The following is a 15,553-nucleotide window of genomic DNA, read 5'->3' as shown; positions in this document are numbered from 1 at the left end:
AGATGATCAGCAACAGTGTGTAATATTCGCAGTTATATCGTTCGTAGAAGATATTCTACACTTAAAGCCGGAGAGAAATCTTCGGCTTTTTTATTTTTACAGTAATAGTGACCTATCGGGACTTCATGCTTCGCCTTCGCTACGCATGATTCCCAGTCTCGCGTTCGGAGCAACACTGTTGCTCCTCTGCGCTCCGACTGGTCATAGATGAGGTTAATTTTTAGAATCGGCTGACTTCAATAGATAGAAAAACTTCTGCGGAAGAACATCATCGATGACTCCGGTCGTTTTAGGACCTTGGACTGAATCCGCGAATTTTAGGAGTTCTTCGTCGCTCCTATATATCAGGCTCCAATCCATAACTTCCATGATTCCGATCTCATCGGAAGCGTCGGAGAAATTTCCTAAAAAGATCTCTCCCGTAGGATTCAGTATGGAATACAGGTGAGAACAAATCTTCTGAGCCGTTTTCATCTTAATATAATCGAAAAGTCCCGCCGAATAGATCAAATCGATCCCGGTATGCTGGACAAATTTTCCCGGATTCGCAGCGAATCTAGCGATTTCGACGTTTAGACAATGAAAATCAACTTGTTTATGATTTTTTAATAAAGCAATTCGGATTCCGTGTTTAGCCTCGGTAATCGCTCTCGGATCCTGGTCCAATAAATAGATCGTTAATTTATCCAATGTACTTTGATCCGCCTCGTTGATCAGCGTAACCATTTCTCTTGCGGGACCGCATGCCACGGATAGAACGCAGAGTTTTCCTTCTTTATTCCTCAGTCTATCTAAGATCGTTCTGTAAAAGAAATTCTGCCTATGAAATACCGCCTGTGCGGATTTCAGATTCAAGGTACATTTATGAAGACTTTTTCCTAAAAGGTTGGTTCCTTCGTTTGTATCCCGATAGATCGCATCCATCATCTCGAAATCGCCTGCGTAGCCTAATGGCTTTGTTGTGGCTCTTTTTACGAAAGGATCCAAGAAAAGATAACATTGTAGTTCTTCCCTAAGATAAGAGAAGTTGTAGTTGATCTCGACCGGATCCAGCTCGTGGTAGAGTTCGTTTGTTTTTTCCTTTAAGAAATTATAAATCGGGCTCAAAAGAAGAAATACGGATTTATAAATTTCTTCTTTCAGATTGTATCCCACAGCGTATTCATGATCGTTTAGGCTGGATTCGAGTTGAGACAATAAAGGTTGGATACTTTGGATTTTCTCCTTGGTTTGAAATACTATGGATAAGGCTTTCTGATGGGGAGTTTTCGGTTCTGCAGATTCTACTCGGATCTTTATCCCGGTTAAGGAATCGTGAATGGCGCGAAATAGGTCTAAATGGATCGGCTCGTCAAACTGAATCCCGTATTCCCACCCTTTTTCAGATCTTTTTTCCCAGCGAATCACTCCGCTTAGTTTGCGACTGTATTGTAGAACATCGGTAAATATGCTCATGTCCAACACCGAGCCGAGTACGGCTTCTCCCGAGATCCGTTTTTCGCAGATGATCCTCGTGCCGTATTTGGAAATATCCCCCAGCGAGGCTTTCGCGGAACTTTCCTCTTTATTCACTGAGTGAATTTTATAGAAGCAGCTATATGTCGGAATAAAAACTTCTTCTTTAGGGAGGAGTTTTTCGTAACTTTTATCAATTTGATTTGATGAGGTATTTTCCATTATGATTTCTTAATTTACCTAAAAGATTTATCGCCGTTTGATTTTGGGGTTCGAAAGAGAAGACCTCTTTAAGTAGAAGTTCCGCCCTTCTTCTGTTCCCGAGACGGCGATACGAATCGGAAAGTACCAGAAGATTATTCACGTGATCCGGTTGGCGGTAACGAAAACGTTCCCCTTGCTCCACGGATTCTTTGTAATCCCTATGTCTGTTGAAAGTTTTGGCAAGAAAGTAGAGATAATTACTTTCACCAGGATAGATTTCCACTAATCGTATTGCGGCTTGAATAGACTCTTCTATATCTCCGTTTTTAGAAGAGGAAGATACTAATTCCTTGAGAACTTCTAGATCTTCAGCGTGTTTATAACCGTTTGTGTGCGTTCCGTTTTCGGAATATTGAGATGGGGCTCGTAAGGAATTACCCGGTCCATTCTCCCTTCTTGCCGGATCGAAGGAGATTTTTACTAAGGAAAGGTCGTCGATTATATCTCCCGAGTCTTTTAAGATGGAGACTATTTCCTTTAATTCACCTTTTCCTTGTTCTACGATATGTAGGAAGAAGTTTTCGTCTTCCACCATACTTTTGCCGCCTATGGTTGGATCGAACACCATCAGGTCTTCTCTTCCGTCTGATCCGAGGATCAGTTTATCTCCCGGTTGGAGCTGGAATAAACTTACGAAAAATCTGCTTTTGATCTCCAGCATGCCGATCTTTCTGAAATATATCTGAGAATCGATAAACGAGGCTCTTCCGTCTCTGTATAATACCGGGAAAGGATGTTCTGCATTTATGTAGTATACCAGACCGGATTCTTCGTCCACGAGTCCGATCACAAGAGAGATCATCATCGCTCCGTCGAAACTTTCGAAGGTCTTTTGCAGTTCAATCACTGCGTTTCTTAACCAACGCTCCGGATATTGGTTTTGGTTCGTTTCCAACATTTTGGTCCTTTGGATCATTGCATGAAATACAGCGCCGAAAACGATCGCCCCACCTGCACCTTGCAGGGATTTTCCCATAGCGTCTGCATTTACAAAAACGACGTACCTTCTCCCCTTGAGAGTGATAACGTTCGAAACGCTTATATCTCCACCAATCTCTTGGGTCCAATTTTTAAAGGTGAATTTCTTCTTTTGGCTAGTGAAGAATTCCACAGGAACGATCTCACTTTTGGAAAGATTCAAACTTAAAGGTTGCAATACCAGAGAGGTGAGGAAATAATCCCCGTCCTGCTGGGACTTCAAGGTGCTGATTACATCCATCTTTTCGAATTCGGATTTTGTGAGATTGAATTTGAAATGAGCTATGGTAACCGAAATGATCATGGTCCCAGCTAAAAAATACAGGTTATTGATTATCGAGATCAATTTGTAGTCATGATCGAAAATCAGATTTACTACTAGATATTGAACGAGAATGATCCCGCTATTTAAGGCTCCTTTTACGGCATTCCAAGGTAGGAATAGGTTCACGGCGATCAAAACTAAATTTAATCCGGCATAATACGAGGATTCGAATCCTCCTAAACGTGCCGTCATTAAGGTGATTATTCCACCGACAACAAAGGTAAAGACAAACGCATGCACCGTATTCCAAGCGTTTGGTTTGGAAAAACGTAATATTATATATTGTATCAATACGAAAAAGGAAGCGAAGGCTCTTAACGATAGAAAATAGCCGAGGTTCTCGTCCAAATATTCTTTCGGAATGATAAAATAATCTAAACCTCCGAATATAGGGACCAGGGTGAAACCTAGGATACAGACGGTTTGGATCCATTTTTTTTCGAGGGCCCAGACAAATCGCCTGAAACTTTGCTCTTGATGAATCATCAGTTGAAACCTTTTTTGAATGTTTTTTGGGGATTCGGGAGACGTTAGTTGCGGAGGTAAGTTAGTCAATAAATATTTTATTCAATCCTGCGGAATCTATTTTATTTGGAACGTTTGTGTTAGTCGATCTTAATTGATAAGATTTTTGTTTTAGTTCGCATAACAATTTAGCAGTCTCTTGCGCGGTGCAAAAACTTTAAATAATTCGAATGCGAAGCTTTGGTGCTTTGCGAAAAGAAAATCCTAATTTAGGATTCTGGCAGTATATTATTCGAGTTTGCGGATATATTACGATTAAAATGTTTGTTGGGATGTGCTCTCTTTCTTCTTTATGGGAAGGAGTATTGTTTTCTGTTTTAATATTAAATATTTATAATTCTATTTTTATGAGTTTGGATATTTTTTCTGCCGTAGTCGAGTTTGAAAAGGATCGGAGTGGCGACATGGCCATAGTGTTATTATAAAAAGCTGAAAAGTCCTATTTTCAGCTTCTTCTATTTTAATATTTCTGAATATTGTTGAATATATTAAAGGCGGACTTTCCATAGGTCATTTTGAAATTCATTGTTTCCATTTGCATCTATTCCTTGTCCGCCGAAGATCCAGATATTTCCCCTGGAGTCGGTCCATCCGCTTGGTCCAAAGCGACCGCCCGGATAATAGCTAGTTCCTGCTTTTCCTTTGGGGCCGAAGTTGCCTGCCTGGGTAACAAGATTCGTTCCTCCTTTCCAAGTCCAGTTCTTCCCATCGAAGATCCAAAGATCATTCAACTGTCCGGAGTCCCCGTTCGCGTCCACTCCGAATCCTCCGAAAATCCAGATCCTACCATTCGGAAGTTTTCCTCCTATACCGTTTCCCCTAGATCCGATTCGATTCTGAGAACCGGCAATATTCTTTTTCCCATATATTCCAGTCTGGTTCGCCGAGTTGGAACCTCCTTTCCAGGTCCAATTGGTTCCATCGAATTTCCAGAGATCGTTAAATTCACCGTCGTAACTAGAGCCGCCGAATAACCATAAATTGTCGGAAGAGTCGACCCAAGATATGGACTTTCCCCGAGAGGAAGGAATATTACTAGCTGCAGGAACGTTGATCGTTCCCCAATTTCCATCCCCAGGGCCTCCTATCGTTTTTGGTCCTGCCACCCAAGTCCAATTGGTCCCATCAAATTTCCATAGATCGTTCAGCGTAGATGGAGTGCCAAAGGATTCTTCTAAACCGGCATTTGCTCCGAATATCCATAAATTATCTGCTGAGTCTATCCATCCTGCTGCTCCTTGCCGTCCTCCCGGAAAATTGGCAGCATTAGCTATACCCTTGGTGCCATAAACTCCGTTTGTATTTTTGGTATTCGGACCCGCTACCCAGGTCCAATTGATCCCATCAAATTTCCAAAGATCGCTAAAACAATCCCCACTGTTTATACCCGCGCAACCTCCAAAAAGCCAAAGGTTTCCGGAGGAATCGACCCAAGTGGTTCCGCTTACTCTTGCTCCAGGTTCATTCGCTGGATCAGCTACACCTTTCGTTCCATAAGCTCCGGCGGAGTTGACTGTATTCGCTCCTTTTACCCAAGTCCAATTCGTACCGTCGAATTTCCAGAGATCGTTTAATCTTCCGAAACCTGTGCCAGGATCTCTACCGATTCCGCCGAATAACCATAATTGATTCGAGGAATCTATCCATTGCATTGCGTCTTGGCGTCCTCCGGGAAAGTTCGCAGGATCAGCCACTCCTTTTGTTCCATATACACCTAAGCCGTATCCACCTCCGAGTGCATCAAAGGATCGACCACTTATCCAGGTCCATTCGGCAGGTAAATCGGAAGATCCTCCTAATAATGCCAGCAAAGCAAGAGCGCTATTTCCGCCGCTTCCATTCGAACAAGAGAATAAGAAGAATAGAAAGAAAACGGCATATATGTTTTTTCGAATTTGTTTAAGGAGGGTCATGGAGACATCCCAAGTGTTAGGTATTAGGTAATAGTATCTAGATTCTTTGAGAATATCTATTGGTACTAATACCTATACTACGGGGATATATCTGTAGTAATACCTACTTTGTTATTGATGCCAATTTTTCAAAAAGCGGATTCGCCCCCTTTTAAAGGGCAAACATGGGATATGTGGAGATGCAAGAAAAACTTATACTTCTCGGATAAAGTGCCGACGTCTACCCCGCATAATTCGAAAAGAAAATCTGCAATTGATCGAACTACGATCTAAAATCTCCGGACTCTTCCGAAGATTTCTTATATGCTGGTTTTCGATACAGCATGCTATTTCTTCATTTTTCCGAAATATGCCCGGACAAATGCTCCAGAATTATCGAATCTATCCAGTTGGACCCAAACTATCAAGATTGGATATAGCACAATTCGCACAAAAGAGCCCAGACGGACCTTATCTAGAATATGAGAAAGTTTATATAGAAAATTCGCAGTGGTTGAAAACCAGCCCCCCCGCTCATGGATTTCTACATTCTTAAATTCTGAAAACAGGTTTCGTAAGCCGTATTTGGTAAAACGAACGTAATCGTGAGGTGCTTCATGAATTGGATACATGAAAGGAATTGTGAAATAAAGTTCTCCACCTTTCTTTAATACTCTATACATTTCGGAAACGGCCCTTTTCGGATCGTAAAAATGTTCGATGACATTATTCGCTAAAACAATATCTATTTCCTGGTTTTTGAAAGGAAGAGTGTGAGCGTCCCCTATGATATCCGCTCCTGAGGCGGGGTTGATATCCATCGAAGTATATTTTTTTGCCTTTCCTAACTCTTCCTTAGAAAGTTGAAATTTTTTAGACTTCATAAACGATCCTATGGAACTGCCTATATCTAACACTTTTTTTCCAGTCAGATCGATATGGAAATAACCGTAATAATCTTTATGAGAATAACAAGGTGCGGTTTTCATTTATAAAATTTGCCTTCGAACGCTCGAATATGATCTATCTTCTAAAACATCAAGCCTGTTTGCGGTCCTACGGTCACTTCAAAAAGGGAGATCGGTTGAGAATTTCGCCTTTGAAATGCTTTAAAATACTCAAGTAAACGCTTGACTATTTCGATGGATAGCTTATACTCAAGTAAATGCTTAACAATTCATCTTTGGACAGGATCTTCTATGCTTTGTCAGATCCAACTCGCCGTGATATAGTAGAAAGATTAACTAAGAAGCCAGCTTCTGTAAGCGAGCTTGCCAGTCCCTTATCCATGAGCTTGGCTGCGGTTGTGCAGCATATACAAATATTGGAAGAAAGCGGTTTGATCAAAACGCAAAAAATAGGTCGGGTGCGTTCTTGTAAGGTTGAAACGAATTCATTGGAGCTGATCGAAAACTGGGTCTACCAGCGCAGAAAATTCTGGGAAAGAAATTTGGATCGATTGGGAGAATTTTTAGAAAAAAAGGAGAAGGAAAAGAAGTAAGGAATCATGGAAAAATTGAAAGTTGCTCACGAAATTTTTAGTATAGAAAGAGTGTATCAATCCTCCCCGGAGTCCGTGTATTCCGCATGGAGTAATGTGGAAGCAAAATCAAACTGGTTCATTGGACCAGGTGAATGGTCGGTAGTACAGAGAAAATTGGATTTTCGCGTGGGGGGAGAAGAAACTCTACATGGTCGTTTTCCTAACGGAAGGGAAACCTTATACAAAGCTAGGTTTTCCGATCTAATCGAGAACCAAAGGATCGTTTTCACGTATGATATGATCTTGAGCGGAAAGATCCATTCAGTATCCATCGCTTCCGTGGAGATCGAAAAAGTAGATTCTTCTGATACGAAACTCACGTTTACGGAACAGGTTGCATTTTTAGACGGGACCTTTGGTCGGGAAGGTATGGCTTCCAGAAGAGAAGGAACCTTAGCACATTTGATAAGATTAACCGATTATCTTGAAAAAGTAAAATAAGGTGTACTAAGATGAAAGTTTATAATTTAATACATTATGTTTTTATACTGTTTTTTCTGGCAGCTTGTTCGGTTAGTAGGCCGTTTCAACTCCGGGAGACTCCTCCTAAGATAGGATCTGAACCTATTGAAAAAGGTCTGGCTCCGATCAGAGGTATCCAGATGTATTACGAGATCCATGGCGAAAAGGATGGAATCCCTCTAGTCCTGCTGAATGGCGGTGGTTCAACGATAGAAGTGACTTATAGTAGAATTCTTCCGATTTTCGCTCAAAATCGAAAGGTAATCGCTTTGGATGAGCAGGGTCATGGAAGAACAACCGATAGAAATGCTCCAGTCAGTTTTGATACTTCTGCGGAAGATGTAGTCGCTCTTCTCAAATTTCTTAAAGTTGAACAGGCGGATATTTTCGGGTTTAGTAACGGTGCAAGCGTGGCTTTACAAATAGCGATAAAATATCCGAAACTTGTGCGCAAACTTGTATTTGCCTCTTCCATTACAAAGAGAAACGGAGCTTATCCTATGTTTTGGAATTTTATGAAGAACGCAACTTTCGAGAATATGCCTCAGGCCCTTAAGGAGGCCTTTCTAAAAGTTAATCCGGACCCTCAAAAATTGTATACGATGTACGAGAAAGATGCTGCTAGAATGCGTAACTTCAAAGATCTTAGCGATAAAGAAATAAGAACTGTCGGAATTCCTACTTTGATCCTACTCGGGGATAGAGATGTTCCAAAATTGGAGCATGCGGTTGAGATGGTCCGGATGATTCCCAAGGCAAGGCTTTTGGTCTTACCTGGCGGGCATGGTGATTATTTAGGAGAAGCTATCATGTCCCAAGGAAAGGATCGATATCCTGAATTGACATCCGCCTTGATACAAGATTTTCTGGATTCTCCGTGAAGATAAGATCAAAATCCGGATACGAACAGTCTATTTTCTAAATATAGATCGGGAAATTATATGTTAGATTGGATTAAAAATTGGATGGAAAATTACAAGGCGACACAAAGGGGAAAAGAATTATTCTCTAAGATCCAAACCGGAGACAAACAAGGTTTCAGAAAAATTTTGGATCTTATTCCCAACAATGGCGAGCTGAAAGAATGTACTAAAGGGCTTTTGGGTTTTTGCGCATCCGAGATCCAAGATCCGTTTTATTTGGAAACTTTGCTGAACGTAGGCCTGGACCCGAACCTTCCGGATGGAAACGGGATTTTCCCAATTCATAAAGCGGTGGAAAACGGTAAGTTGGAGCCTGTTCAGATATTGTTGGAGCATGGGGCGGATCCGAATGTTGCCGATCCGAAAGGAGTGACTCCATTACATATTTCTTATAGTTACGACGGTCTCTCTGAAATTACCGAACTTCTGATTTCCAATGGCGCAGACACGGAAAAAAGAGATAATTTAGGCAAGAGATATTTAATGTAATTTCAGCTGCTGTCGAAAATTTCGCATTGAATGAGGATGTTCTAGAATAATTATCGTACGCTTTCTTCCGATTACTTTCTAACTATCTCGATGAAAGCGTATTTTCTAAATATCCTGTAAAACAATTTTTCTCTTCCGCACTTTTAATCCCAGGAAGAAAATTCGAATTTTCTACTTTGTACATTGATCTCAAATCGAAGGTTGTTTTTTGCTCAAAATAGGATTTTCATCCTGATTTTCGCGAAAATAATTTCGCAAAACGGCTAACGAACCCCATTCTGGTCAAAAAACCGTAAAAAATTCCGATCTGAATAACTTTTTTCTGGCCCAATTGGGGAAAGAATGTATAGCTTCCGTAGCTAAACTTAATCGGGCAGGCTTTGGATGCTAAGTTTTCGTTCTTTCTTCTATCTATTTTTATATTTTATCCCTGTGTTTTTATTAGCGGAACCGAATCCAGGACAAGCGGAGCATCCTTACGGATTTTATAAAGGGATCTTTCTTCTTTCGGGCACTACCGGAAATTCTTTCCATACGGGAGGAAGCATCATCTCGAGAGAAAAAGAGATACAAAAAAATCTGAAAACGGAGACAACTTCCGGTCAGACTCCTCTTCGTCTTCTTGGTCAGGACGTTTCTCCTCCGTTGGGCCTTCCTAATTCTCAATTTTCCACTCCGACTTCTTTTCGGTTTTTTTTCGAATATGGAGTTACTGATAAGATCGGATTGGGATTTGCGGCTAGTTCTTTCTCCATGGATGCGACTAATAATAGGGAATATTTAGATCTTCCCCGTTTATCCTCAAGCCAACCGAACCCGACATACGTAGAGGCTTTTCCCTATACTAAAAGATTTTATAATGATGTAATGTATTCTTTGGTAGTTTCCTTCCATCCAGTATCTAGATCTAGGGTAGATCCCTTCATAAATTTGGAAGCCGGGCTTGTTCAATATTCGACCAGTTCGAGAAATATACATCCGAGTTCCGTATTCGAACCGATTACTTCCACAGGAACGGGATACGGTGCGAGAGCGGGAGCAGGTGTAAATTTTTTCTTAACGCCTGAGTTCGGCTTACAATTGGAAATTTCGGGTCAAAAAAAATGGCTTAAATCGGATATTATCGGAAATACTACTTTGGAATCCGTTCAGATCCAAATGGGATTTTTATTCAATTTCGAAAATATTGCTAAATATTCCGAAAGGTAAACCTGCTTGAATCGAATTTTATTTTCTATTTTTACGGTATTTGCTTTATATACTTGTAAAGGTATCGTCTATCGTCAGGAAAAGATCCCAGGGAAAATCGGAAATGTGGAAGGTTTAAAAAGTGCAAAAGTGTGCGCATATAATTTTCTATTTTTGGTTTCCGCCGGAGATGCGAGTATAACGGAAGCGAAACGACAGGGAGAGATCTCTCGGATCCATTCCATTGAAATTGAAGTCTCTTCTTTCTTTTTTATTTTTTTTAGACGTCATTGTTTGATCTTAACGGGAGATTGAGTATGGATCCTGGAGTTTTTTACAAAAATTCTGTCGGAACATCTTTTAAAGTTTTGTTCGTGTTACTTCCCTTCTTTCTCGGATTAAACTGTATGAGTTTAGGAGATTCTTATCGTCCGATCCCCGGGCTTCTATATAATAGTGTATCTTTCGACGGTGATTTTAATCCTCAGAATACGGTTCGTCCTCTCAGATTCGGGAAAGGATGTGTACATCATATTTTTAGGATCTATTCTTGGGGAGATGCGGCAGCGGGATCCATTGCTTGGAGAGAATTGATCACAAAAATATCATATATAGATCATAGTGTGACGGATTTTTTCATCTTCTACGGACGATATTGTACGTATGTGTATGGAGAATAATTTATGAGGATTCCCGTTTTTTTCTTAGTCCTTCTTTTATTTTGCTCCTGTTTTCCGGAATATAGAGTTCCCTATAGCGCTTTAATCATTAGCGCCAAACACACTTCCCGAGGAGAATCTAATTTATTCTATCCTTCTCGCCCGGACCAAAATTCGAATATAATCGGCCAGGCAAGGTTAATTAAAGAAGGTCGTTCATGTTCTTCTTCCGTTGCCTATTTGGACGCGTACGTTTTTATAAAAGGTGGAAGTGTTAGGGACGCAGCTCAAAGCGCCGAGATAAAGTTGATCGGTTCCATTGAATATTCGCATTTAAATATATTCGGGATCTTCATAAAAGAGTGCATTATCGTGCGAGGGGAATAACTGATTTGGTTCTTTCAAAATTTGTTTTTCTTCCCTGTTTTCATGAAATATTTAGATCCGGAAAGATCTCGATTCTACCGGGGCATGGAGGTCTTTTAGATCGATTCGACTCGTATTTATTTACCTTTAGTGTCTGACATTTCTTTCGATGCCTTTTGCGGTTTTCAGAAAACCATGGAATGAAATGTGGTAAAATTCAAGATTCCATATCTAATAATCTTTTCAACTTACGAATATTCTTATTTTCCGGATCTATCTCTTCCGCTGTTTTTGTGAAACCGATTGCTTCTTCTCTGTTTCCTAATAGTCTATTTAGATCGGATAAGTGGACTAGGTTTTGTACGTTCATAGGCTGCATTTGGTTTACCATCATAGCCGCTTCCAAAGATTGAGCTAAGTTCCCGATCCGTTTTTCCGCGATGGAAAGATAATACCAAAGTTCAGCCGTATCAGGGTCTTGACTCAAATATTTACTTAAAACTTTGACTGCTAAAGGATAGTCTTTTTCTTTAAAGCTGATCAGACCTAGTAGTTTATTCAATTTTTGATTATTATTATCCGTTGCGTATGCGTCTAGTAGAATGGAGATCGCCTTTTGTGCCTCTCCGTTGCGGTATAATTCTTTTCCTTCTTTATAAAGGCTTTGTAGAACTACTTTATCAGCAAAATCGTTTCGATCTTCATTCTGTTCTATCGCAGGAGCGTTCACTTCTTGGAAGCCGATCCTAAGGATGGAGAGATCGTCTATGACTTCCCCGATACTTCTGATATTCTTCTCGATCGTTTTTATATCTCCTTGAGATCTTTCCACAACATCTAAGAATACATTCTCGTCTTCGTTTATGACCCTCTTGTTATTATGTTCGGAAAGTAAAAGATCGTCTCTACCGTCCGACGCGAGTATGATCAGGTCTCCGGGATGCAGTTGGAATTTTTTCACCTTAAATTCGAACTCCGAGTCCAATCCTAATTTACGAAGTTCTAATGTATTTTCTATAAAGGATGCCTTCCCGTCCCTATATAATACCGAAAACGGGTGTTCTGCATTCCAATAATACATTTCTCCTGTATCATCGTCGATCAATATCACGGTCGCGGAGATTACCATTGTCCCGTCGAAACTTTTGAATACCGAATGGACTTCCGTATAAGTTTCGGCCAACCATTCTTCCGGAGTTTTTGCTAATATTCGCTTGTTAGCGGCGGATCTTGCCATGATGGAATTCATCACGACCCCCATGACCAAAGAACCTCCCGCTCCTTGCATCGATTTTCCCATGGCGTCTCCGTTCATTGCCATAGTAAATTTTCTATAATTATCAGGGGTTCCCAATCTGAGATTTCCGGTTAAGCAGATATCTCCACCGAGTTCTCCTTGTTTGTTGCGGAATTCGAAATATTTCTTTTGTCTGATGATGAAGTTCGTGTTAACTTTGGAAGACTTGTTTGCGTTATAAAAGAGCGGTTTTGCAAGTAGAGAAGTTAAGAAGTAGTCCCCATCTTGTTGGATCTTAAGTCTTTGGACCTCTTCCATTTTTTCCTGAACTTCTTTCGTACGTTCTTCTACTTTTTCTTCCAGATGGTCAGCATGTTCCTGCAGTTGCTCCCGAGCGCCTCGGATAGAGTCCACCATCGAATTGAATGACAGAGATAAAAAACCGATCTCATCCATAGCTTTAATCGGAACATTTACGTTCAGATCTCCATGGTTGACCTTCTCAACACCGGATAATAAATTATTGAGAGGATGTATTAAGCTGACTCTGAGTAGGATAGGGAATGCTATCAATATAAAGATAGTCGTTCCGAAAATGATCAGTATCAACCAACGAGCGACATCGTGGATCACTTGTCTGAATTCTACATAGGCGAACCCTACCTCGTATCTGGTCTGTCCGATTACAAAATCATAATGGATATAAAAATCTCCAGCGACCCTGAAAAGCCTGGAGCTTAAAGGGAGATCCGTTTCTTTCATTTCTTTAAGGGTGATTGTCTCTAATTCGGATTCCGATTTTCCTTTATGGATCTTTTTATTCTTTTCTACTCCTTCTTTGAGTTGTTGGGTTTTATAATATTTTTCTCCTTCTTCTAGAATAGTCTGGTTTAAACCGTCTTTCGAAAAAAGGATCTCATATTTATGATCGAAAATCCCCGGCCCGATCGGACGCGATAGAACGTATCTTACATTGGGAGGAAAGTTCGTGTGACCGTTTCGGATTTCCGTTTTGACCGCGTTCATCTCCACTAAATCCTCTTTTTCGATGGATTTGTCTGTTGAGAATAACGTAATGTAGCTGATCGCTCCTAAGGCTAACACAACTGTAACCACGGCGCTGGAAAGTATCTTGCCCATGAAGCTTGTCGGTTCCGGAGAATGGTTCAGATACGCACTTTGAATGGAAAATATCGTAATTACCGATAGGATAAAGTATGCTATCGCATAAGTATCATAGGATAAAACTCCGGACTTATTTAGTATGTTATTGTAAGCATTCAATAGGTTTAGGGTGACGGTAAGTAAAAATGCCCTTAGGGCGATCCCTTCTTTTCTTGCCGGGAGTGCGAGTTTCATGAAATAGAGCGGCAGAAAAATAAACGATTTTACAAGAATGCGGGCGGGAAGAGCCAATAAATCCGCCGAAGTATTCCATTTATGGAATATTCCGGAATAATGGGAGAAATGGATCGTTTTTCTAATCAAAATAACGGTACTGATGATAAAACAAAGGAGGATGGCAAGGCTAGCTTCCTTTCCGAAATCGAAGCTATAATGGTGTGCAGAAAAAAGATAAATTTTCTCTTTCCCCGCGGTTTTTACGATAAAGTGTATCCAGGCTGCTAAGGCGATCACTAAGGATAACGGAATGACAACCTTGGATTCTTTCGGATGAATGTTTCTTGGAAAATTATAACAGAAACCGATAAATCCGACGATCCCGAAGATCACAAAAACGGTTAAGTATCTATGATATGCAGCTACTGGATGAAATATGGAATAGGAAAGAAAGTATCCCAAAAACATGATCCCATATCCCATGTACATTATAATTAAATAATATGTAGGCAGGGTCCTGTTCTTCTTGAACACCAAAAATCCGCTGAGAACGAATGTTAAAAGGAATAAGGAGAAAACTCCGCTTGCATGATGAGAAAATAGAATGGAGGCTTCCATATCGGACTTGTTAGATTTTGATTAAATGACTAAATGTCAAGAGGATTCCGGAATACTGGATAAATAGCAGGCAGCGAAATTGTAATTTCGGATTTTTATCGATCGTTTGATCGACAAAAAGATTTTTATGAAGTGAAAACGAGAGATATTAGAAAATCAGTTCAAATTTGTTTCAGAATTTATGCTAAATTGCGGAGCGCACTAAATCTTTCGTACTATTTTCTTCATTCGTCTTTTTAAGATTAGGTGATTGAAGATTTTGCAAGCGCTCGACCTTAAACGAACCGTGGATTCGATCAAGGTCGAACAAGAAAATCGGTTTTAATTCAACCAAACCTTTTTGTTTTGATTTGCATACTCATCAAAAGAGATAGGATCCTTTCCTGTAATCTCCCGAACGGTATTTAGTATGGGAGAAGAATGGCCTTCTTTTAAAGCACCTGCGATGAATACCATAAAACTTGCATAGTCTTCTGGAACACCCGCTTGTAAAAGGTTTGTCTTGAATGTTTCCGGACTAATATCAGAGTAACTGACCTTTATACCGGTATGTTTGGAAATTTTTTCGGCAACTTCTTCGTGCGTGAGCGCTTCTTTTCCGGTCAATGTGATCCCTTTTCCGTTAAATTGGTCGTTCAAAAGCGCGGAAACCACGGAAGAGGATATATCCTCCGTATGGATAAAGCTGGTCTTGGCATTTCCTGCCGGGAAAGATATCTTCTTATCCTTTAAGATTCCGGGGAGCCAGTATGTTTGGAAATTCTGCATGAACCAATTCGGCCTTAAGATCGTGTAAGGAACTCCCGAGTTTTCCAAACTTATTTCCAATTTTCTGAATGGAGCTTCAGGTGGAGCGAAGTCCACTCCCATGGCACTCATCAAGACAACCTTTTTTAGAGAAAGCTCCTTTGCTTTTTCGAACCAAGGGTTTAATACCGCATATTGGTCCGTATATCCTGGGGGAGAAAGGAAGAAGGCTCTCTCCACTTTTTCCAATATCTCTACCCCTTTTGTAGGTTGGGTTGCATCCGCAAATACCCAATGTAGTCCGGGAACTTCTTTGCCTGCTTCTGGTTTTCTTGTGCCCGCATACACTTCATGTTCTAAGTCCAGTAGTTTAGAAATTACGGAACCGGAGATCTGTCCTGCTCCGCCATAAACGAAAATTTTCATTCGATCTGTTCTCCTGTAACTTTTGATGATACAAGATGTTTGTAAATTAGGCTATGTCTCAGGAACTAAAAAACATATCCAAGAGTATAAATGAATCGACTTTTAGATATGCTAG

At 40.4% G+C, this 15,553-nt stretch carries 15 protein-coding genes; 9 read left to right on the top strand and 6 right to left on the bottom strand.

Annotation, left to right across the window (positions count from 1 at the left end; translation table 11 throughout):
• Positions 1-213: 213 nt before the first annotated feature.
• The 4 genes from LEP1GSC192_RS16135 to LEP1GSC192_RS19320 form a co-directional block, all read right to left on the bottom strand.
• Positions 214-1,677, bottom strand: coding sequence for a PilZ domain-containing protein (locus LEP1GSC192_RS16135; protein WP_020771025.1), 1,464 nt, complete (start codon positions 1,675-1,677; stop codon positions 214-216).
• Positions 1,649-3,508 (bottom strand): PP2C family protein-serine/threonine phosphatase, encoded by a 1,860-nt coding sequence (locus LEP1GSC192_RS16130; protein WP_020771047.1) that lies wholly within the window; start codon positions 3,506-3,508, stop codon positions 1,649-1,651. The genes LEP1GSC192_RS16135 and LEP1GSC192_RS16130 overlap by 29 nt, the downstream gene beginning before the upstream one ends.
• Before the next feature lie 527 nt (positions 3,509-4,035).
• The gene (locus tag LEP1GSC192_RS16125) at positions 4,036-5,460 is read right to left on the bottom strand and encodes a kelch repeat-containing protein (RefSeq protein ID WP_020771034.1); all 1,425 of its coding nucleotides are present in this window, start codon (positions 5,458-5,460) and stop codon (positions 4,036-4,038) included.
• Positions 5,461-5,786: 326 nt separating this feature from the next.
• Positions 5,787-6,428, bottom strand: a complete 642-nt coding sequence (locus LEP1GSC192_RS19320; RefSeq protein WP_020771052.1) for a class I SAM-dependent methyltransferase — start codon at positions 6,426-6,428, stop codon at positions 5,787-5,789.
• 176 nt (positions 6,429-6,604) lie between these two features.
• On the opposite strand from LEP1GSC192_RS19320, the gene LEP1GSC192_RS16115 reads away from it, so the two are divergent.
• The 9 genes from LEP1GSC192_RS16115 (at position 6,605) to LEP1GSC192_RS20230 (ending at position 11,227) form a co-directional block, all read left to right on the top strand.
• The gene (locus LEP1GSC192_RS16115) at positions 6,605-6,940 is read left to right on the top strand and encodes a metalloregulator ArsR/SmtB family transcription factor (RefSeq protein ID WP_036090637.1); all 336 of its coding nucleotides are present in this window, start codon (positions 6,605-6,607) and stop codon (positions 6,938-6,940) included.
• Between the two features lie 6 nt (positions 6,941-6,946).
• Positions 6,947-7,423, top strand: coding sequence for an SRPBCC domain-containing protein (locus LEP1GSC192_RS16110; protein WP_020771027.1), 477 nt, complete (start codon positions 6,947-6,949; stop codon positions 7,421-7,423).
• Positions 7,424-7,434: 11 nt separating this feature from the next.
• Positions 7,435-8,325: an alpha/beta fold hydrolase gene (locus tag LEP1GSC192_RS16105; protein ID WP_020771060.1), complete on the top strand. Its 891-nt coding sequence runs from the start codon at positions 7,435-7,437 to the stop codon at positions 8,323-8,325.
• 60 nt (positions 8,326-8,385) lie between these two features.
• A complete protein-coding gene (locus LEP1GSC192_RS16100; RefSeq protein WP_020771045.1) occupies positions 8,386-8,856 on the top strand; it encodes an ankyrin repeat domain-containing protein in 471 nt (156 codons plus the stop codon).
• Between the two features lie 384 nt (positions 8,857-9,240).
• Positions 9,241-10,065 carry an outer membrane protein beta-barrel domain protein gene (locus LEP1GSC192_RS19315; RefSeq protein WP_020771061.1) on the top strand — a complete coding sequence of 275 codons (825 nt, stop codon included), beginning with the start codon at positions 9,241-9,243 and terminating at the stop codon, positions 10,063-10,065.
• Positions 10,066-10,071: 6 nt separating this feature from the next.
• A complete protein-coding gene (locus LEP1GSC192_RS16095; RefSeq protein WP_020771028.1) occupies positions 10,072-10,359 on the top strand; it encodes a TRL-like family protein in 288 nt (95 codons plus the stop codon).
• A 2-nt stretch (positions 10,360-10,361) separates the two neighbouring features.
• Entirely contained in the window at positions 10,362-10,724 is a 363-nt protein-coding gene (locus LEP1GSC192_RS16090; RefSeq protein ID WP_020771038.1) for a TRL-like family protein, read from the top strand.
• A 3-nt stretch (positions 10,725-10,727) separates the two neighbouring features.
• Positions 10,728-11,090 carry a TRL-like family protein gene (locus LEP1GSC192_RS19310; RefSeq protein ID WP_020771031.1) on the top strand — a complete coding sequence of 121 codons (363 nt, stop codon included), beginning with the start codon at positions 10,728-10,730 and terminating at the stop codon, positions 11,088-11,090.
• Complete coding sequence (locus LEP1GSC192_RS20230; RefSeq protein ID WP_369750245.1) at positions 11,066-11,227, top strand: phosphatidate cytidylyltransferase; 162 nt, start codon at positions 11,066-11,068, stop codon at positions 11,225-11,227. Before LEP1GSC192_RS19310 ends, LEP1GSC192_RS20230 begins: the two co-directional genes overlap by 25 nt.
• A 59-nt stretch (positions 11,228-11,286) precedes the next feature.
• Here LEP1GSC192_RS20230 and LEP1GSC192_RS16080 read toward each other — a convergent pair whose 3' ends face one another.
• Both LEP1GSC192_RS16080 and LEP1GSC192_RS16075 read right to left on the bottom strand, forming a co-directional pair.
• A complete protein-coding gene (locus tag LEP1GSC192_RS16080) occupies positions 11,287-14,265 on the bottom strand; it encodes a PP2C family protein-serine/threonine phosphatase (protein ID WP_020771019.1) in 2,979 nt (992 codons plus the stop codon).
• A gap of 321 nt (positions 14,266-14,586) precedes the next feature.
• Positions 14,587-15,438, bottom strand: a complete 852-nt coding sequence (locus LEP1GSC192_RS16075) for an NmrA family NAD(P)-binding protein (protein WP_020771062.1) — start codon at positions 15,436-15,438, stop codon at positions 14,587-14,589.
• Between the last annotated feature and the right edge of the window lie 115 nt (positions 15,439-15,553).

It is taken from the genome of Leptospira sp. B5-022 (genome assembly GCF_000347035.1).
GTDB lineage: Bacteria > Spirochaetota > Leptospiria > Leptospirales > Leptospiraceae > Leptospira_B > Leptospira_B cinconiae.
The sequence above is the reverse complement of the archived record's forward strand: the minus strand, read 5'-3'. Positions and strand labels throughout refer to the sequence as shown.

Excerpts from the sequence above, each read along its gene's own strand:
- LEP1GSC192_RS16090 (WP_020771038.1), top strand. The coding sequence starts at position 10,362 with ATGGATCCTGGAGTTTTTTACAAAAATTCTGTCGGAACATCTTTTAAA.
- LEP1GSC192_RS16125 (WP_020771034.1), bottom strand. The coding sequence starts at position 5,460 with ATGACCCTCCTTAAACAAATTCGAAAAAACATATATGCCGTTTTCTTT.
- LEP1GSC192_RS16075 (WP_020771062.1), bottom strand. The coding sequence starts at position 15,438 with ATGAAAATTTTCGTTTATGGCGGAGCAGGACAGATCTCCGGTTCCGTA.
- LEP1GSC192_RS16130 (WP_020771047.1), bottom strand. The coding sequence starts at position 3,508 with ATGATTCATCAAGAGCAAAGTTTCAGGCGATTTGTCTGGGCCCTCGAA.
- LEP1GSC192_RS19320 (WP_020771052.1), bottom strand. The coding sequence starts at position 6,428 with ATGAAAACCGCACCTTGTTATTCTCATAAAGATTATTACGGTTATTTC.
- LEP1GSC192_RS16080 (WP_020771019.1), bottom strand. The coding sequence starts at position 14,265 with ATGGAAGCCTCCATTCTATTTTCTCATCATGCAAGCGGAGTTTTCTCC.
- LEP1GSC192_RS16110 (WP_020771027.1), top strand. The coding sequence starts at position 6,947 with ATGGAAAAATTGAAAGTTGCTCACGAAATTTTTAGTATAGAAAGAGTG.
- LEP1GSC192_RS16115 (WP_036090637.1), top strand. The coding sequence starts at position 6,605 with ATGCTTAACAATTCATCTTTGGACAGGATCTTCTATGCTTTGTCAGAT.
- LEP1GSC192_RS16100 (WP_020771045.1), top strand. The coding sequence starts at position 8,386 with ATGTTAGATTGGATTAAAAATTGGATGGAAAATTACAAGGCGACACAA.
- LEP1GSC192_RS19315 (WP_020771061.1), top strand. The coding sequence starts at position 9,241 with ATGCTAAGTTTTCGTTCTTTCTTCTATCTATTTTTATATTTTATCCCT.
- LEP1GSC192_RS19310 (WP_020771031.1), top strand. The coding sequence starts at position 10,728 with ATGAGGATTCCCGTTTTTTTCTTAGTCCTTCTTTTATTTTGCTCCTGT.
- LEP1GSC192_RS16135 (WP_020771025.1), bottom strand. The coding sequence starts at position 1,677 with ATGGAAAATACCTCATCAAATCAAATTGATAAAAGTTACGAAAAACTC.
- LEP1GSC192_RS16105 (WP_020771060.1), top strand. The coding sequence starts at position 7,435 with ATGAAAGTTTATAATTTAATACATTATGTTTTTATACTGTTTTTTCTG.